The sequence below is a fragment of the Prochlorococcus marinus str. MIT 9201 genome, from assembly GCF_000759955.1.
Lineage (GTDB): Bacteria > Cyanobacteriota > Cyanobacteriia > PCC-6307 > Cyanobiaceae > Prochlorococcus_A > Prochlorococcus_A marinus_G.
This window is the reverse complement of record NZ_JNAL01000012.1, coordinates 70,738-89,413: the sequence shown is the minus strand read 5'-3', so window position 1 is coordinate 89,413 and position 18,676 is coordinate 70,738. Positions and strand designations below refer to the sequence as shown.

Sequence of the window (18,676 nt, the reverse complement as noted above, 5' to 3'; positions counted from 1 at the left end):
AGTTATTAAAATTTTCTCTTCTTATTTATTTTTCTCATTCTTATTGAATCAGGAGTTACTTCTAGCATTTCATCAGGACCAATATATTCAAGTGCTCTTTCAAGGGTGATATCTACAGGTGACTGCAAAGTATCTAGTTCTTCTGCTCCTGCAGACCTCATATTAGTCAACTGTTTAGTTTTACATATATTCAATTCAAGATCTTGAGGTCTGTTATTCTCTCCAATTATCATGCCCTTATAAACTTTAACTCCAGGTTTAATAAAATAAACTCCTCTATCTTCAGCATTCTTTAAAGCATAGAATGTGGCTACACCTTCCTCAAAAGCTATAAGAACGCCATTCCTTCTAGTTTCAAAGTCTCCTGTTTTAGGTTTATATTCATAAAACGAATGACTCATGATACCTTCACCTCTGGTTATCCTTACAAATTCCCCACGAAATCCGATTAATCCTCTTGATGGCACAAGAAATTCTAATTGAGTTCTACCATCTGAACTTGTCTGCATGTTTTTCATCTCTGCCTTTCTACATCCGAGTTTCTCGATACATGAACCAACAGACACTTCAGGAACATCTAAAACTAAAGTCTCTATAGGTTCACATTCAACATTATCAATTTCTCTAAATATTACTTGAGGTTGTGAGATTTGAAATTCAAACCCTTCTCTTCTCATAGTTTCAATCAAAATCCCTAAATGTAATTCTCCTCTTCCTGAAACTGAAAACCTATCGGGAGAATCTGTTTCTTCTACTCTTAGGGCAACATTTGTTAGAAGTTCCCTCTCCAATCTATTTTTTAATTGTCTACTAGTCACAAATTTACCTTCCTTACCTGCAAATGGTGAATCATTGACTACAAAGGTCATATTTAAGGTGGGTTCATCAACTTTGATTAATGGAAGAGGATGAGGAGAATCGGGACATGCTATTGTTTCACCAATATTGACGTCATCGAAACCAGAAACAGCAACAATATCACCTGCATATGCTTCATTTATATCAATTCTTTGTAATCCCTCAAATCCCAGTAGTTTACTAACCTTACCTTTAATAGTTTTTCCATTTTCTTTAATTAAACTAGCTTGTTGGCCATTTTTTATAGTCCCATTATGAATCTTTCCAATTACAATTCTTCCTAAGAAATCAGAATAATCCAAAGTAGTTATTTGTAGCTGCAGAGGCTTATTTGAGTCACCAATTGGAGGAGGCACATGTCTGATAATAGCTTCAAAAAGAGGCATCATATTATCACTATTAGATTCCATCTCTTCTTTTGCGAAACCAGATAGGCCGCTCCCAAAAAGGTAAGGAAAATCACATTGATCGTCATCAGCCCCTAATTCTAAAAACAAATCAAGGACCTTATCAATTGCTATTTCTGGTACTACTCTTGGTCTATCAATTTTATTCACAAAGACTATAGGCCTTAGTCCTTTTTCTAATGCTTTTTTTAAAACAAATCTTGTTTGTGGCATCGGCCCCTCATTCGCATCAACAATAAGCAGACAACCATCAACCATTCCCAAGACCCTCTCGACCTCTCCTCCAAAGTCAGCATGACCAGGTGTATCTATAATGTTAATTCTGGTGTCTTTGTAGTTAACTGCGGTATTTTTTGAGAGTATTGTTATTCCCCTTTCTCTTTCAAGATCATTTGAATCCATCACACATGTAGGTATGACTTCATTGTCTCTAAATATTCCTGATTGAGATAACAATGCATCTACGAGAGTTGTCTTCCCATGATCTACGTGAGCAATAATTGCAACATTTCTAATTTCTTTTATCGAAGATGACATTTATAAAAATTGATATAAGTAGTAGATTATCTTTATTAAGGCTAACTCAAAGTATGCTTATTATGAAAATTTTCTCTTTAAGACTTTGAAAAACATAATTTAATTGAATAATTTTATTAATCGATTAGATTTCTAATTTTCTATTAGAGGTTTCAAAAACTTTTAATGCTTCAATTGAGCCCTCAAATCTCCAATGCCAAGGTTCATAATCTATGTATTTATTATCTTTGTTGAACGATAACTTAAAGTGAAACTTAGCTGCATTATTTTTTAGCCATCTAAAGGCGTCGGTATTTTCGAAGTCTGTTTCAAAGTCTGTTTCTCTTTGAGTAGCATCACCAATATCGATTGCAAAACCTGTACTATGTTCAGAATATCCTGGAGGAGCAGAAACCCTAGCTCTTTCTGCCGCTTCTTGATTTCTAATAGATTTTAAAGAATAAAAGATATCGTTTTGCAAATTTATTGATCTATAACCACTCAAGAAGACCAAATATATCCCATCTTTTTTAGCTTCTTCTCTCATCTTCAATAATGAATCGCGCATATCAATATGAACTTCAATATTGGGCTCAATTAAAACTAGTTTCTCCTTAGAAATTTCATTATATGGTAGATGGCCTAAAATTCTACCTTCGTGATTTCTTTGAACCTGGATTTTAAGATTATTTAGAAGTCCTAATTCACTATTCCAAATCAATCGCAATGTAGCGATAGAAATAATAAAGATAATAAATGGAGAAAATATTAATAATTTTTTTAATAATATTGAATTAGGGTTATTTAGGTAAATTCTTTTGGCAAGTGGTATATCAACTTGATGGATATCTTTGTTTAGTTCCAATATTTAGAGGTGAATTTGGAAAAGATATTTCGATATTAACTATTATTTTAAGAAATGCACTTTTATAAGCAAAAAAGATGTAGGGTTTTTAAATATATTATTATTTTTTCGTATGTTGAGGGTAGCTGTTATTGGTGGAGGTCCAAGTGGTTCATGTGCGGCAGAAATACTTGCTAAAGCTGGTATAAAAACTTGGCTCTTCGAGAGAAAATTAGACAATGCAAAACCGTGTGGAGGAGCTATTCCTCTTTGTATGGTGGAGGAATTTGATTTGCCTGAGTCAATTATCGATAGAAAAGTAAGGCATATGAGAATGATATCTCCATCAAATAGAGAGGTAGATATTAGCTTAGATAAAGTTTACGGAAAAAGCGATAATGAGTTTATTGGGATGTGCAGAAGAGAAGTTATGGATGCTTTTATGCGTAATAGAGCATCAGATCTTGGTGCCACGCTAGTAAATGGTTTAGTTACCTCTATCGATACTGGAGATAATAATAATGGGCCATATAAATTATCATATTCAGACTTCTCGAATGGAGACAAAAAAGGAGAGCTCAAAGAACTTACTGTTGACCTGTTAATAGGAGCTGATGGAGCTAACAGTAGAGTTGCCAAAGCGATGGATGCAGGAGACTACAAAGTTGCTATTGCATTTCAAGAAAGGATTAAGTTACCTAAAGAAGAAATGAGTTACTACGAAGATCTAGCCGAAATGTACGTTGGTACTGATGTTTCTCCTGATTTTTATGGATGGGTATTCCCAAAATATGATCATGTTGCTGTTGGCACTGGAACCATGCAGAAGAATCAGTCATTAATTAAGGGACTTCAAGAGGGAGTAAGAAATAGAGCAAAGAAAAGACTTGTTAACGGAGAGGTAATAAAGGTAGAAGCACATCCTATCCCTGAACACCCAAGACCAAGAAGGGTTGTTGGAAGAATGGCATTAGTTGGTGATGCAGCAGGATATGTCACAAAAAGTTCTGGGGAGGGTATATATTTTGCTGCAAAAAGCGGGAGAATGTGTGCTGAAGAAATTGTTGAAGCATCAAATAACGGTCAAGTAATTCCATCAGAAAAAGATTTAAAAAACTATTTAAAAAAATGGGACAAGAAATATGGTACTACCTATAAAGTTCTAGAAATCCTTCAAAATATTTTTTATAGAAATGATTCTGCAAGAGAAGCTTTTGTTGAGATGTGTGATGACATGGATGTACAAAGACTTACTTTTGATAGTTACTTATACAAAAGAGTTGTTTCCATGAAACCATTACAACAGCTAAAAATAACAATGCTTACACTTGGTTCAATTTTAAGAGGAAAAGCACTAGCACCTCAAAAATATAAACCTGTTGACAGTGCTGTTAGGGAAGATAAAGATGTAAAAAAAATGCTAGAAAATTATTCGATAAAAGGAGGAATTAAAGTTAAGAGCTCAAAATTGTAAAGTCAGCGATTTTTAGAGAATAATTTCTAATAAAGCCCAATAAATTGAGTCTATTATTTCTGATTTCTATATCTTCTGTCATTACTAGGACACCCTTTTCATTATCAAATAAATCCTCAATAGTATTTACATTAATCTCGAACAAATTCAGAAGTTTTAAATAATTGCAATAACCTGAAGAGAGATTTTTTTCTAATTCTCTAATAAATTCAAAAACTCGAAGTTCACAATCTTTTTCAAAAAGTGTTGAGTTCACATATCCCTCTGTGGAGAAAACATCTTTTGAAAGAGTGCTGTTATTAGCTAATTTACTCACCCTAGTAATTACCTTTTGGATTTCAACAAAAGTTGACCTTTTTTTAAAATCGATAATAGATTTAATCCTATTTTTAAGATCAACAATATTCAATAGTCTTTTTTGAGATAATTCATCAGAGGAGCAAACGGACTTGATTAGTTCTTTACTAAGTGATATTTCTTCAAGATGACTAACTATTCTTTGAACTAAAAATTCATTTAAATCATTAAACACCGTTTCTTTTGAAAAGTTAAAATTCGGAAATGCGATTTTCCAAAAATCAATAAGTTCTTTAAATAATTTATCTAAAGGTAAATCAAGTTCATAATCCCAAATTATTTTAATCACTCCATTCAAATTTCTTCTTAAAGCATAAGGATCAGATGATCCACTGGGACGTTTACCAGAAATAAATATACTTATTAAAGTTTCGACCTTATCTCCTATAGAAACTATTGCACCATATTTTGTGGAGGGCAAAGCATCTTTATAAAAAGAAGGTAAATAATGTTCAGCGACAGCCAAGCAAACATCCTCACTAAAACCCTCATATTTAAGATATTTACCACCCATTATTCCTTGCAGCTCAGGGAATTCGAAAACAATTTCGCTACATAAGTCGTTTTTACAGTATTTAGCAGCTTCTATTATTTTTTTTTCTTCTAAAGACTTATCATTTAAAAATTTAAGAATTTTTTTTGTAACTTCCTCTATCCTCTCTACCCTCTGAAAAATATTTCCAAGTCCTTTCAAATAGGAAACAGTTTTAAGCTTTTCATTTCTTTTGATTGAGGCAACTTTTTTGTCACTTTCTACGAAAAACTTTGCATCAGAAAACCTTGCCCTCAAAACTTTTTCATTACCTTTGGCAATATTATTATTTGATTCTTCAAGACCATTTGAAATAAGGCAGAAAGTTGTACAAATATTTTTTTCAGAGCTTAAATCTAGTTTAGAAAAACTTTTGTTTTTCAATAAAAGAGGAACGTATCGCTGATGACTTTTCATGACTGTTGAGAGAACTTCAACCGGAAGATCAAGAAATTCATTACTAAATTTGCCAATAATTAAGTCTGGCCATTCAACTAAATCAGTTAGTTCATTTAGTAATCCTCCTGAAAGGTCAGGTTTCAGATTTAAAGATTTAGACGCTTGATTTATTAAACTTTCAATTTTTTCTTTTCTTTCTTCTCGAATAGCTATTACTCTATTTCGTTTTAATAATTCAAAAAATTCATCAGGATTATGAACTTCTAAAACTTCATTGATTAGCCTATGACCTCTTGTTTTATTACTTATTTTGATCTTTGGATCACATTCATCAAATTCAAAATCAAGAATTTCATCGTTATAAATAGAAGCAATCCACCTAATAGGTCTTGAGAATTTCATATCCCCAGACCCCCATTTCATAAATCTAGGGCCTTGAAGACTCTTTACTAATTTTGGGATAATCGAAGACAAAGAAATTTTTGTTGAAAGTCCTTTCTCAATTTTCCTTCCAAATACAAAATCACCCTTTTCTGTCTTTTTTATTTCTAGCTCACCTACATCTATATCTAAACTATTAGCAAATCCTAAAGCGGCATTAGTAGGACATCCATCTAAATAAGCTGAATTTGCTTTAGGCCCTTTTCTTTCTATTATCTTATCTTCTGCATAATCAACTAAACCTTCGAGAAGTAGAACTATCCTCCTTGGTGTGGAGGTAACAACTATATTTTCGAATTTGATTAACTTTTTATCCAATTCAAACTCTATTAGAGATTTAAATTGATCTAAAACAGAATGAGAAAATTTTGCTGGCAACTCTTCAGTTCCAATCTCAAGTAAATATTTAGACAAGAAAAAAATATGACTTCTAATAATATAATTTACTACCAGTTAAATAAGCTTTTCGCTAATGTATAAAAAGAGATATGTTTTGGTCCGTTGATCAAGGTTGAGAAAGTAAAAAAGAAAAAAGATCCCTCCAAAGAAGAAACGGTTTGTTTGGCAAATGGATTAGAAGTGTCTAAATTTGAAAATTTCAAGAAAAGCAGCCAATTTCTTAAGGAACCGCTTGCTACGGAATTAGCCAATGAAAGTGATCACTTTACCAATGATGCAGTTCAGTTATTAAAATTTCATGGTAGTTATCAACAAGATAACAGGGAAAATAGAAGGCCTGGCAAAAGTAAAGATTGGCAAATGATGCTTAGGTTAAGAAATCCCGGCGGCGAAGTCCCTGGGAAATTATTTTTAGCATTAGATGAATTATCTGACAAACTAGGTAATGGAACACTTAGGGCCACTACAAGACAAGCCTTTCAAATGCATGGAATTAGAAAGGAGAACCTAAAGGAAGTAATTCAAACAATAGTAAATTCAATGGGCTCCACATTAGCTGCTTGTGGAGACATTAATAGAAACGTTATGGCCCCTGCGGCTCCATTTGATTCGCCAGACTACAAAATTGCAAGAGCATTAGCAAAAAAAGTTGCAGATCTTCTCACCCCAATGGCTGGCCAAGGCACTTTTTTAGAGCTTTGGGCTGATGGAGATTTAGAGTACACTATTAAGCCTGACAAAGATATTGAAGTAATTAGGAAGCTACAATTCAAAGATAATGTTTTTAGCGGGATAAAAGATGAGCCTCTTTATGGTTCAACTTATTTACCTAGAAAATTCAAATGTGCTGTGACAGTTCCTGGGGACAATTCTGTTGATCTTCTTACCAATGACATAGGAATAGTTGCCTATACTTCTAAAGATGGAAACTTGGAAGGGTGCAACTTCTATGTTGGAGGTGGTATGGGTCGCACACATAATAATGAAGAGACCTTTGCCAGAATTGCAGATCCACTTGGGTATGTTGAAGAACCTTATATTTATGAATTAATACAAAGCATTGTCGCTATTCAAAGAGATTATGGCGATAGAAAATCAAGAAAAAATTCGAGAATGAAATATCTTCTTCATAGAAAAGGTATTAAATGGTTCAAAAAGATACTACTTGATAAGTATTTCAAGAAAGAAATTAAAAAAATTAGGAAAGAACCGGATAAAGTTCTTATTGATTACCTAGGTTGGCACAAACAAAATAAAACTTCCTATTTCGTAGGTTTGCCATTATTATCAGGGAGGTTATCTGGGGAGAAGAAGAATACAATCACAAGTATTGTTAAAAAATTTAATTTAGATTTAAGACTCACACCTAATCAAGATATTTTACTTTGTAATATCGCCAATGAAAACAAAGGTGCAATTCAAAAATCTCTATCAAAAATTGGATACGAAAATTTAGAAAACATCAATGAAATACAAAGACATGCTTTAGCTTGTCCTGCGTTACCACTTTGTGGTCTTGCGATGACTGAAGCTGAAAGAATATTACCTGATGTATTAAAAAGGATTGAAAATTTACTGTTAGATCTAAAAATACAAAAGACAATATTATTTAGAATGACAGGATGTCCGAATGGATGTACCAGGCCATATATGGCCGAATTAGCACTTGTTGGAAGTGGGCAAAACAAATACCAATTATGGTTGGGGGGAAGTAAAAATCTGCAAAGGCTGGCCAAACCATACTTGCAAAGAATGGAACTTAACGATTTAGAAAAAACTCTTCAACCATTATTTGATAATTGGAAGAGTAATTTGGATTTGGATTTCGGAGATTTTATAAATACTCAAGATGAAAATTATATATTGAATTTACTAAATAAAAATCAATAGAATTTAGATTTTTCCATAAAAGGCATTTGCTTTTTTATTTTTCCAAGCCCATAATTGATCACCATAACTAAAATGCCACCATTCATTAGGATGTTGAGCAAATCCGAATTTAATCATAATTTCCCTTAATAAAGTTCTTCTACTATTCCAAATAATTGCCTCATCATTCTTTATGTTTGCATAGAAATAGGGATTTGAGGTCTCATCCATTTGATCAACCATGCTTCCCATTTCAACAAGACTTCCTTTTTTATCTGATAAACAAACATCCAATGCACCCCCAGTTGAATGAGGGGGGGGATACCTAGTGTCATAAGAAGGATATGCCCAAAATTTTTCAATTTTTTTTAGAATGGATGGATAGGATTTTATATTTTCAAAAGAAATATCAATATTGGATTTTTCACACTCTAATAAAAATGCTCTTTTAAACATAAATTCTTGGACTTCTAGAGGTCGCCAACTGTCATAAATTAAAAGGTTAAAACTACTCTTTGATATCAAATAATCATTTACTTTTACTAATCTATTTACTACCTCCTCTCTTAATTTCCAGATAGAAGTTTTATCTTTGTAAGGTGCTCCTAAATGAGAATAAGGGTGGGGATCTAAAAAGTTGAAGTCGCTAGGGATTTCTATTAATTTATCTCCATTATCTTTAATTGGTATATTATTCCAAATTTTCAATGGAAATTTGCAATTGATTTATAGTGGCATATATTTCAAAAATTACTAATGATGGTTTTCAATTCAAGAAATCATGAATAAATTTATTATCAGAATTATCAATAAGTATATTCCTTAAAATAATATTTTCTTTTAAATCAGGATCATCACTAACAATCTTTATAGCCTCTTCACGAGCCTTATCAATAAGAAATTTATTGTTAGGTAAATTTTCGAGTACAAAATCAGGCAATCCGGATTGTCTATATCCTAAAATCTGGCCTGGACCTCTTAGTTCCAAGTCTTTTTCAGCAATATAAAAGCCATCATTAGATTTTTGCAAAACACAAAGTCGCTTGTTTTCTAATCCATTTTTATCGGGGGTTACCAGATAACAAAAAGATTTTGTAGATCCCCTACCAACTCTCCCCCTTAATTGATGTAGCTGGGACAATCCAAATCTGTCCGAATTATAAATAATCATAATTGTGGCATTAGGCACATCAATGCCAACCTCAATTACAGTGGTTGAAACCAATATATTAATTTCATTCTTTAAAAAAGAATTAATTACTTCATTCTTTTCTTGTGAACTTAATTTGCCATGAAGTAATCCAACTTTTTTGTTAAAAAAGACCTCTTCTGATAAATGTTTGAATATTTTCTTTGCAGAGCTTAAATTCATTTTTTCTGAATCTTCTATAAGTGGCAAAATCACATAAGCTTGCTTTCCCTTATTGATCTCATCTTCAACAATCTTGAACAAGTTAGTTAAATCATCTTCTGAAATTATTTTTGTTGTGATTGGAACTCTGCCAGGAGGGAGCTCTGTAATTTGACTCACATCTAAATCACCATAAATAGAAAGCGCGAGAGTTCTTGGAATTGGTGTTGCTGTCATCGACAACAAGTTAGTATTCTCTCCTTTATTAAGTAATCTATTTCTTTGAGTAACTCCAAATCTATGTTGTTCATCAATTACGACCATCCCTAATGCATTAAATATGACTTTATCCTCAAATAATGCATGAGTACCTACGAGGATATCAACTAATCCATTATTTAAATTAGAGAAAATTTCTTTTCTCTTTTTTTGAGGGGTATTCCCAGTAAGTAGTTCAACAGAAACAAAAAGGGGGTTCAAATATTTTAATAAATTTTTATAATGCTGTTCTGCCAATACCTCAGTTGGGACCATAAATGCACCTTGCAGATTTTTTTCAATAACAAGTAAAAGAGATGCTATTGCAATTATGGTTTTACCGCTTCCCACATCTCCCTGAAGCAATCTAGACATTGGTACGGGATTAGATAAATCTTTCTTAATTTCATTTAAAACATTTTCTTGAGATTTTGTTAATTCAAAAGGAAAAGAATTTAAAAATTCTTTTAATAAAGATTTCTTTTGAGGTAATGGTTGGTAAGTTACAGTTTTATTCGTCTTTCTTTTTCTAAGTAGGAACTTTATTTGAAGTAGGAGTAACTCATCAAATACCAAACGTTTTTTTGACTCAATAAGTGCCTGTGAAGTTGATGGAAAATGAATATTAATCAATGACTCTCCCTTTGATAATAAAGATAATGAATCAAGTTGCTTTTGATTTAAAATTTCTGGATATTGCTTTGCATAAATTAGTACCTTTTTCATAAGTTTTATAAAACTCATATTTGATAATGATTCACCTAATGAATACAAGGGTAATATTTTGCCTGAGAAATTAAAATTATCTTTGTTATCATTAAGAATTTCAATCTGCGGATCTACAAAAGTTTTGCCATACTCTGTCAATTTAACCTTACCGGAAATTGCTAATTTAGTCCCAGGAGTATACAAAGATTTTTGAGATGTGAAGAAGGAATAAGATCTAAATCTTCTTCCTAAAAAAAATTTTGTAACCTTTATTGCAGAAGTTTCATCAGAAACTACAATATTCATTATTGATAAATTACTATTTTTTTTACTCTTATGAATATAAAATCTTTTAACTTTTGCAATGCACGTGTATAAATTATCTGGTTTTAAATTTATTATCTTAACTCTATTAGTATAGTCTAGGTATGTTCTAGGAAAATAATTAATTAGATCTTTTATATGAAAAATTCCTAATTCATTAAGCTTATTTTTATAAACTTTTCCTACATTTTTTATTAATGAAATATCTGAATCATAAGACAAACTAGAATCAGCATTATTCAGGATAATCTTGTTAGGAATATTATTAGAATTTTCTATTTCTAAAGTTTTACCAAGTTTATAAAGTTTTTTTCTTGTATCTATTATTAACCTTTTTCTTTGATTTTCATCTAATTTATTATATTGATTATATTTTTTAGAAAATTCATAAAATATCCCCAAATATTCATCTGAGAGATTTAGATTATCTATTTTTTTCAATGATTCATACAAATAATCGTTAAAATATTTTTCTCTTCCAAGAGTATTAACAAATTTATTTTCAGTTTCAATGGTTAAAGACTTTTGAAGGGGTCTTATCCAATCTTTGATTAATTTATTATTATTACCACTAAAAGTCACATCTTAAAAATAGTTATTTTTTTCAATGTATCTTATTCAAGGTTTTTGCTTTTCGCCTCCAGTATGTCTCTTTTTTAATCAAACGCTGAAATTGATTTTTTAACTCATTTATTTTATTCCTTTTAATAGAGAGATTTAAATTTTTAAACTCCAACTCAACAGTAGATATATTTAAGAAAATAATACTTTGAAGATTATCGCTTTTTGATGAACGATTTAGATTGAATTCGAAATTAATAACAAAAGGATGTGGATGTTTAATCATCAAATTTTTACCTACTAAATATTCAAAAGAATCTTTAGATATCAACTTTTTTATTAGATTAGCCTTAAATAATTCTTGGTTAATTTTATATGAAAGATTCAAAAGTAAATTTTCCAATGACTTGTCCATTAAATTAAAAATTTTAAGACTCTGATATTTGGGTGAAATATCTTTTTGATTAATATTGTCTTTTTCTGGAAGTATTGGTTTTTCAACCTTTACTTCACCTATTAATTCAAGTAGCGATGAAATAAATTGTTTTTCAATTCCTAAATTTTCAATAATATTATTATCAGATAAATAATTATTATTATCTAAATCTAGTGATACGAATTTCTCACAATTATCCGATTGATAATATTCAGAGGTGTTAGAAATATCTTTACTAATCTGAAACTGAATTGGTTCCTCTAATTGAAAAACATCTTCATATTGAAATCTTGCTTTTTGGTCATCCTTTGTTTTTGTAGAACTATCAAAAATAGTAAAATTAATTTCCTTATTTGTATTTTTTTCAACTTCATTTATTTTTAATTGTTCTATTGTAAATAAGGGCAAATTCGAAAGTATTAGTTTACTTATTTTTTTTTCAAAGACACTACAGAATTTATTTTCACTTAGGAAATTATCATTAATTGTTGGATAACTATATATTTGGTTAAGCCCTTTTTCTACAGAAATGTAAAGTAGATCTCTTAAGAGATTAAGATAAAGTTCATATTCCCTATAGATATTTCTAGATAATATTCTTTTTTGTTTGTCTGCCCTATCTAATTGGGAATTAATTTCAACTATATCTATGTAATTATTGAAATTATTCAAATCATTAAAGTAACTAGTTTGATTGCATTGATGCAACTTCTTCAGCGAAGTCCATCTCATTTTTTTCGATCCCTTCACCCAATGTATATCTTGTAAAGCGTCTTACTTTAATATTTTCCCCTATTTTTGCAGCTGCTTGTTTGACAAGATCTTCAACTGTTAAAGAACTATCTTTAATGTATGGTTGTGAAAGCAAAACTAACTCATTAAGTCTTTTTGCTATTCTCCCTTCAACTATTTTTTCTTTAATTTGTTCTGGCTTTCCTGCCAAATCATCCCTACCCATCTCAATCTGCTTTTCTTTTTCCACAACATCTTGTGGTATTTCATCAATTGATACATATTCAACATTTGGGCAGGCTGCTATCTGCATTGAGACATCCTTCAACAGAGATTGGAATATATCACCTCTAGCAACGAAATCAGTTTCACAATTTAACTCTAGTAAAACTCCTACTCTTGATCCAGTATGAATATAACTACCAATTGATCCTTCAGCCGCTACTCTTCCCGATTTCTTTTCAGCGCTAGCTATACCTTTCTTTCTTAACCATTCCAAAGCCTTATCTACATTTCCATCAGTTTCCTTTAGTGCTTTTTTGCAGTCCATCATTCCTGCGCCAGTCTTGTCTCTAAGATCTTTTACAAGTTTTGCTGTTATGTTTCCCATTTGAGATAATAAAAAAAGTGAATAGTAAGTTTTAAATTAGAATTAAATTTTTTCTTTAGGCATTATTACTCTTTCTACCTTCATTTATTGCATCTGCAAGTCTTCCTAAAATAAGTTGCACAGATCTAACGGCATCATCGTTACAAGGAATTGGAACTTCACATAAATCCGGATCGCAGTTTGTATCCAACATTGATACTAATGAGATATCTAATTTTCTAGCTTCTAGCACAGCATTAGATTCTCTTCTCTGATCTACCAATACAACTACATCTGGTAATCTTCTCATACCCTTAAGTCCACCTAAGTATTTTTGTAATCTTTCAAGTTCTCTCCTTAATACTGCAGCTTCTTTTTTAGGCCTCATTGCTATCGAACCACTACTTTCCATTCTTTCCAGATCCTTTAATCTTTCAATCCTGGCTTTCATTGTTGTCCAATTGGTCAACATCCCTCCCAGCCATCTTTGGTTTACATATGCAGCTCCACATCGTGTAGCTTCCTGAGCTACGACATCTGATGCTTGTTTTTTTGTCCCGACGAACAGGAAACGTTTACCACTTTTTGCTGCATTTCTCGTCCATTTATACGCATTGTTCATACATAATGCTGTTTTTACAAGATCAATAATATGAACTCCATTTCTCGCGCAATATATATACTTAGACATCTTGGGATTCCAACGTCTAGTTTGATGCCCAAAATGAGCACCTGCTTCCATCATTTCTGATAGTGATACAACAGCCATAATTTAAAAAGGGTTTCGGGTTAGCCTCCATCTGACGGGGAATTAAGATTAATTAATCACCCGAAACTGTCAGATGTGTGGATTTAATTTAATTTCAACGATTCTAGCAAGTGATGTGTATTTCTAAAAGTTTTTTATCTTGATTTGGTTAACTGCTTAATGTAAATCATATTTAGGGGGATCCTAAGTATCTCAAGTGCAAGTCTATTTCTTCTTTTATTTACTAGGAATCTTAATAATGGAAGGATTCTATCGACACTGATTAGTCCTCCCAAGCAAAGAATTTGCCAAAGTAAATTATGAAGAGGAGTTAATTGGATCATAAATCTAACCCTTAAATTTGGATGTTTCTTATAAAACACTAAAGCCATTTTTGCTCTTTCTTTTTCTTGAGTTATTAATGATTCTATCTGTTCGCAATTAAATGGCGGATGCCAATGAAAACCGACTGCATTTGGACACTTAATTAATTTTGTCCCAATATTTTTTAATCTTTCTCCAAGTTCTAAATCCTCCCAACCGTAAAGGCTAAAAGAAGTATCGAATAATCCGACACTTAAAATCAATTCTTTTGATATCGCAACATTCCCAGTAGCGAAGTAAGCAAAAGAAGTGTCCATTATTTTATATTTTTCACTCTGAGGATTTAGAAAATTAGATGTATTGACTACCGAGCCATAAGTAAAACATTTTTTATTATTTTTTTCCCAGGAGGCAAGTAATTTTTCTACGTGGCAATTTATAAAATTCTCTAAAACAATGAGATCACTATCAATGAATATAATAATTTCATATTTTGATTTAATTACTCCCAGATTTCTTCCAAGAGCAGGTCCTCCATGTTCTTGCTGAAATAAAATTACGTGTGGGAGATTAGCTTTATTTTTATTTATCCATGAGCTTGTTCCATCAGTAGATCCATCATCAACTACTATTACTTCATAATTACTAATATTTGTATTTAATTTTTGATTCTCAAGCGCAACGAGACATTTCTCTAATATAGGTAATCTATTGTAAGTCGGTATAACAATACTTACATTCATGGTCACCCTTTAAATATGCATAATATATTGGACTTCAAAAGATAAAAATAAAAGATTTTGACTAATCTGCTGCTCCGCCATTATTTGCTGTACCTGTAACATTTCCACCATCAGGTCTCCCATCAGTTCTTAATTTCCTTTTTTTGAATTTTCTAGCATAAGCTCGATTACGTTCCTGCTTCTCTTTTTTTAGATTCCTTCTCTTAGACATAAATTTTTTGACTTTTAATTATATTAGCTCACTGTGAGCTCCATATATTTTACCATCTTCCATATTTAATATCCTATCAGCCATATCAGTAATTCTTGGATCATGAGTCACCATAAGTACAGAACAATTTTGCTCTTTAGCTAGTTTTCTTAAAAGAGTGACTATTTCTCTTCCTGTGACGCTATCTAAAGCAGAAGTAGGTTCATCAGCTAATAAAAGTTTTGGGTTAGCAGATAAAGCTCGAGCAATTGCTACTCTCTGTTTTTGCCCACCAGACAAGTCATTTGGCAACTTTTTATGATGCTCTTCTAATCCTACTGCCGACAACCAGTTCCTTGCTATTTCACGCCTTTGCAAATATGTTAAACCTTTTATTAAATCGGCACCCATCTGAACATTTTGTTCTGCAGTTAAACATCTCAAAAGATTATGACCTTGGAAAATCATTCCAATACTTCTTCTCAGAATCTGACGCGTTTTCCTTGATGCTCCATTTAACTGATTATTTAATACAGTTAAATCGCCGCTTTGACAGGTTCTCAAGGCACCAATTAAGGTTAAGAGAGTCGTTTTGCCGCATCCAGAAGGTCCTTTCAAAAGGACCAACTCTCCTTTATCAATATTTAAATTAACCTCATTAAGAACTTGTTTTTTATTCTCATTTTTTCCATAAAAGTGACTCAAATTATTTATTGAGACTGTTTTAAGGTTTTTAACATTATTTTTTAATTTTTTAGCTTTAACCATTTATCTTTAATTTTTAAAAAATTTCGGCAGGATCAGCATCAACTAATTTCCGCATCGCAACAGCGGCAGACCCCATACACATAACTAAAACCAATACGAAAATTAGAATAGTTTTATCTGCATCCATTATTATTGGGAGTTTAGTAGAACTTCTTATTACTGAATAAAGTATTTGACCAGAGAAATAAGCAGGTAAATAACCAAACAATGCTAACAAGAATCCCTCTCTTGCTACGACAAAGAAAAGGGACTTAAGTCTATACCCCATTGCTAATAAGGTGGCGTATTCTGGGAGGTGGTCTGTAACGTCGCTATAAAGAATTTGATAAACAACCACACACCCTACAACGAAACCCATCAGTGCTCCCAAACTAAATATAAAACCTATTGCAGTACTATTTTTCCAATAATTCTTCTCAAATTCTATAAATTGATTTTTTGTAAGAACCCTAACATCATTGGGGAGTGAGTTATTTAATATTCTTGAAATCACTTCAGGATCAGATCCTTTTTTTAGCTTTACCAAACCAATTTCTATACTTCCAGGAGGATTAGCAGGAAAAAGTCTTAAGAAGGTTTCTCTGCTAGTTATCAAATTACCATCTGCGCCAAAAGATGGTCCCAACTCCACAAGTCCTTCAACAATTACTCTTTTCCCAGCAACCTCAGTCTCAACTTTTTTTTCTGATAAAAACCACTCTTCAATTGGTCCAAATTCAGGCCTTGACAATTTATCAAAAAGAACTCTTGATGGATTTCTTAATTTATAAGCTTTCTTTGAGAATCCCTCATCTAAAAGAAGTGAATCGGAAGGATTAAAACCTAATGCAAGTATTGATCTAGTTTTAAGATTTTCGGGATTTCTCCAAAGCAAATAATTAAGATTGACGGGAGCAGTTTTCTCGACATCTTCTACTGCAAGAGTTTGAATCAACCTTCTTTTTGGGAATCCACTCATGCTTATAGAGCTTTTTGATCTAGGACTTATCAAAACAAGATCGGCATCTAAAAGTTTATGAATAGTTACGCTCGTATCAAATAAACCATCTCTGAAACCTAATTGCATAAACATCAAAATACCTGCAAAACTGATTCCAGCTATAGCAACTGCGAGTCTTAATGGTTGCCTTGTTAGTAACAACCAAGCCAATGGAATTTTTCTGAATTTTATAAAAGAAAAACTCATTAGGGAATAAATTTGGCAATCACTTTCATTCCGGCATAATTTTGAACGATATCTATAGAGTCTTGATCTAGTTTTACGAGTACCTCAATAATTCGCGAATCAGCATCCCCTGTTGGATCAGTCGATAGAACTTTTCTTTGTTTTACCTGGGGACTAATCCTAATTACCTTTCCTTTAAGAATTTTTTGGAAACCGCCATTCTCACTGCTCAATTCAACATTCTGAGATATAAAGACTCTATCAATATCAGATTCATATACCTCTATCAAAGCTTCCATTTTTTGACTAGAACCAATATCCAAGATCCCTTCATTTTTAGGCCTCTCACCAACTCTCGTATTTATTCCAAGGATAAAACCATCAATTGGACTTCTTAGTTTTGAATTAAATAGATCTATCTTGATATTTTTTTGATCTCCGATAAGGTTAATTTTCTGTTTTTGCAACTTCAATAATTCATCTTTCCTCTGCGAAAACTCTACAAAAGAATAAGCGTCTTTGCTCAAAGCCAGCTCATACCTTTGAATTTGATCTTTCTTTAGGGAAATTTCATCATTAATGGTACTAATTAGATTTTCATTTCTTTCAAGATCAGTAATTAACTTTTCTCCATTTTCAAAGATTGCCAGGATATCTCCTTTTTTTACAAAATCACCTTCATTAACTAAAATTTCAACAACTCGAGGGGAAGAGCCAAACTGACTTATAGGGGCTGCCAATTGCCTAATCTCTCCAGAAGGAGAAAGTTGACCTAATGCTGCGACAGCGGTAATAGGTGGTATGAAATCTAAAGTTATTTCCTCTTTCAATTTTGAACTTGATTTATTATTTCCAGAACATGAAATAATCCCAAGTGATAATGGTGTAAATAATAAATAAATTATTAAATTCTTAAATATTTTGAATTTCATTAAAAATCGAAGAGAACTTTTTTTATATAGTTATTGACCCATTTTTCATCAAAATATTTTAGAAGAACCATACTGGTCTTTTCATTTTTCATTTGTTGCACACAATAATTTTTTTGATAATGTATTCTCTCTTTGATAATTTCCTCATTCACTTCTGGTTTAGCTTTCTTACTTAATTTGATCAAAATAGAGAGGTATTGATCAACAACTATGCAAAAATTATTAATTTCAGATTTCCTTTTTAAGGCAGCAAAAAACACATTATTAGAGAAAATTCCACCCCATTTAGGAATCTCTCTTAAAGAGGTAAAAGAACTTTTATCAACTTCAGAAAGTAATTTTTCATATTTCAAACCTTGGTTTTGCGATGCCGGGGATAAATCAACAATGGCAGCAGAAACAATATCATTTATTTTTACCAAATCCATACCAAAAATTGGGATATCAAACCTTGGATCAGGAAAAAAAACGCAGTGTAATATCTTAAGGTTCTTTGAAAATTCTGCTACTTCAATATGTAACTTTCTAAATCCCTTTGCTTTATGAAATTCATTTTCAATATAGAGTTCTCTCCCTATTTCGTTGGATATTATATTAGTTAGATTTGGATCAATTTTTATACTCTTAAGGTCCTCAAGCATGGATCTATGCTCTCTAATATTTTGTAATAAGTCCAAAATAAGAGGGTCAGTTAATTTTGTTTTAGTTAAAGATTCAGACAACAAGGCTAAAAGGTACCAAAATGGAATTT

At 31.7% G+C, this 18,676-nt stretch carries 16 protein-coding genes; 2 read left to right on the top strand and 14 right to left on the bottom strand.

The window, feature by feature from the left end; genetic code table 11:
• Positions 1–5: 5 nt before the first annotated feature.
• Both typA and EU95_RS03765 read right to left on the bottom strand, forming a co-directional pair.
• Positions 6–1,802, bottom strand: a complete 1,797-nt coding sequence (gene typA, locus EU95_RS03760) for a translational GTPase TypA (protein ID WP_032522313.1) — start codon at positions 1,800–1,802, stop codon at positions 6–8.
• 124 nt (positions 1,803–1,926) lie between these two features.
• Positions 1,927–2,646, bottom strand: a complete 720-nt coding sequence (locus tag EU95_RS03765; RefSeq protein WP_032522312.1) for a M15 family metallopeptidase — start codon at positions 2,644–2,646, stop codon at positions 1,927–1,929.
• 112 nt (positions 2,647–2,758) lie between these two features.
• Here EU95_RS03765 and chlP point away from each other — a divergent pair, with 112 nt between their 5' ends.
• Positions 2,759–4,099 (top strand): geranylgeranyl reductase, encoded by a 1,341-nt coding sequence (gene chlP / locus EU95_RS03770; protein ID WP_032522311.1) that lies wholly within the window; start codon positions 2,759–2,761, stop codon positions 4,097–4,099.
• Here chlP and glyS read toward each other — a convergent pair.
• Positions 4,080–6,242: a glycine--tRNA ligase subunit beta gene (gene glyS / locus EU95_RS03775; RefSeq protein WP_032522309.1), complete on the bottom strand. Its 2,163-nt coding sequence runs from the start codon at positions 6,240–6,242 to the stop codon at positions 4,080–4,082. The two genes, chlP and glyS, sit on opposite strands and share 20 nt — an antisense overlap.
• An 87-nt stretch (positions 6,243–6,329) precedes the next feature.
• On the opposite strand from glyS, the gene EU95_RS03780 reads away from it, so the two are divergent.
• Positions 6,330–8,117 carry an NADPH-dependent assimilatory sulfite reductase hemoprotein subunit gene (locus EU95_RS03780; protein ID WP_032522308.1) on the top strand — a complete coding sequence of 596 codons (1,788 nt, stop codon included), beginning with the start codon at positions 6,330–6,332 and terminating at the stop codon, positions 8,115–8,117.
• A 3-nt stretch (positions 8,118–8,120) separates the two neighbouring features.
• On the opposite strand, the gene EU95_RS03785 is transcribed toward EU95_RS03780, so the two are convergent.
• From EU95_RS03785 to EU95_RS03830, 11 genes are all read right to left on the bottom strand, one after another.
• Complete coding sequence (locus tag EU95_RS03785; RefSeq protein WP_032522307.1) at positions 8,121–8,804, bottom strand: M15 family metallopeptidase; 684 nt, start codon at positions 8,802–8,804, stop codon at positions 8,121–8,123.
• Positions 8,805–8,862: 58 nt separating this feature from the next.
• The gene (gene recG, locus EU95_RS03790) at positions 8,863–11,319 is read right to left on the bottom strand and encodes an ATP-dependent DNA helicase RecG (protein WP_032522306.1); all 2,457 of its coding nucleotides are present in this window, start codon (positions 11,317–11,319) and stop codon (positions 8,863–8,865) included.
• Between the two features lie 22 nt (positions 11,320–11,341).
• Complete coding sequence (locus EU95_RS03795; RefSeq protein ID WP_241466726.1) at positions 11,342–12,466, bottom strand: adenylate cyclase; 1,125 nt, start codon at positions 12,464–12,466, stop codon at positions 11,342–11,344.
• Positions 12,420–13,076: a translation elongation factor Ts gene (gene tsf, locus EU95_RS03800; protein ID WP_032522303.1), complete on the bottom strand. Its 657-nt coding sequence runs from the start codon at positions 13,074–13,076 to the stop codon at positions 12,420–12,422. The genes EU95_RS03795 and tsf overlap by 47 nt, the downstream gene beginning before the upstream one ends.
• 55 nt (positions 13,077–13,131) lie before the next feature.
• Positions 13,132–13,824 carry a 30S ribosomal protein S2 gene (rpsB, locus tag EU95_RS03805; protein ID WP_032522302.1) on the bottom strand — a complete coding sequence of 231 codons (693 nt, stop codon included), beginning with the start codon at positions 13,822–13,824 and terminating at the stop codon, positions 13,132–13,134.
• Positions 13,825–13,958: 134 nt separating this feature from the next.
• Positions 13,959–14,870 (bottom strand): glycosyltransferase family 2 protein, encoded by a 912-nt coding sequence (locus EU95_RS03810; RefSeq protein WP_032522300.1) that lies wholly within the window; start codon positions 14,868–14,870, stop codon positions 13,959–13,961.
• Between the two features lie 61 nt (positions 14,871–14,931).
• Entirely contained in the window at positions 14,932–15,081 is a 150-nt protein-coding gene (locus EU95_RS09640) for a hypothetical protein (protein WP_011376314.1), read from the bottom strand.
• A gap of 18 nt (positions 15,082–15,099) precedes the next feature.
• Positions 15,100–15,828 (bottom strand): DevA family ABC transporter ATP-binding protein, encoded by a 729-nt coding sequence (locus EU95_RS03815; protein ID WP_032522299.1) that lies wholly within the window; start codon positions 15,826–15,828, stop codon positions 15,100–15,102.
• Positions 15,829–15,841: 13 nt separating this feature from the next.
• Positions 15,842–17,014 carry an ABC transporter permease DevC gene (devC, locus tag EU95_RS03820; protein ID WP_032522298.1) on the bottom strand — a complete coding sequence of 391 codons (1,173 nt, stop codon included), beginning with the start codon at positions 17,012–17,014 and terminating at the stop codon, positions 15,842–15,844.
• Positions 17,014–17,925, bottom strand: a complete 912-nt coding sequence (locus EU95_RS03825; RefSeq protein ID WP_032522297.1) for an HlyD family efflux transporter periplasmic adaptor subunit — start codon at positions 17,923–17,925, stop codon at positions 17,014–17,016. The genes devC and EU95_RS03825 overlap by 1 nt, the downstream gene beginning before the upstream one ends.
• Positions 17,925–18,650, bottom strand: a complete 726-nt coding sequence (locus EU95_RS03830) for a phycocyanobilin:ferredoxin oxidoreductase (RefSeq protein ID WP_032522296.1) — start codon at positions 18,648–18,650, stop codon at positions 17,925–17,927. The genes EU95_RS03825 and EU95_RS03830 overlap by 1 nt, the downstream gene beginning before the upstream one ends.
• Positions 18,651–18,676: the final 26 nt, after the last annotated feature.

Excerpts from the sequence above, each read along its gene's own strand:
- typA (WP_032522313.1), bottom strand. The coding sequence starts at position 1,802 with ATGTCATCTTCGATAAAAGAAATTAGAAATGTTGCAATTATTGCTCAC.
- chlP (WP_032522311.1), top strand. The coding sequence starts at position 2,759 with ATGTTGAGGGTAGCTGTTATTGGTGGAGGTCCAAGTGGTTCATGTGCG.
- EU95_RS03795 (WP_241466726.1), bottom strand. The coding sequence starts at position 12,466 with ATGAGATGGACTTCGCTGAAGAAGTTGCATCAATGCAATCAAACTAGT.
- tsf (WP_032522303.1), bottom strand. The coding sequence starts at position 13,076 with ATGGGAAACATAACAGCAAAACTTGTAAAAGATCTTAGAGACAAGACT.
- rpsB (WP_032522302.1), bottom strand. The coding sequence starts at position 13,824 with ATGGCTGTTGTATCACTATCAGAAATGATGGAAGCAGGTGCTCATTTT.
- EU95_RS03810 (WP_032522300.1), bottom strand. The coding sequence starts at position 14,870 with ATGAATGTAAGTATTGTTATACCGACTTACAATAGATTACCTATATTA.
- EU95_RS09640 (WP_011376314.1), bottom strand. The coding sequence starts at position 15,081 with ATGTCTAAGAGAAGGAATCTAAAAAAAGAGAAGCAGGAACGTAATCGA.
- EU95_RS03815 (WP_032522299.1), bottom strand. The coding sequence starts at position 15,828 with ATGGTTAAAGCTAAAAAATTAAAAAATAATGTTAAAAACCTTAAAACA.
- devC (WP_032522298.1), bottom strand. The coding sequence starts at position 17,014 with ATGAGTTTTTCTTTTATAAAATTCAGAAAAATTCCATTGGCTTGGTTG.
- EU95_RS03825 (WP_032522297.1), bottom strand. The coding sequence starts at position 17,925 with ATGAAATTCAAAATATTTAAGAATTTAATAATTTATTTATTATTTACA.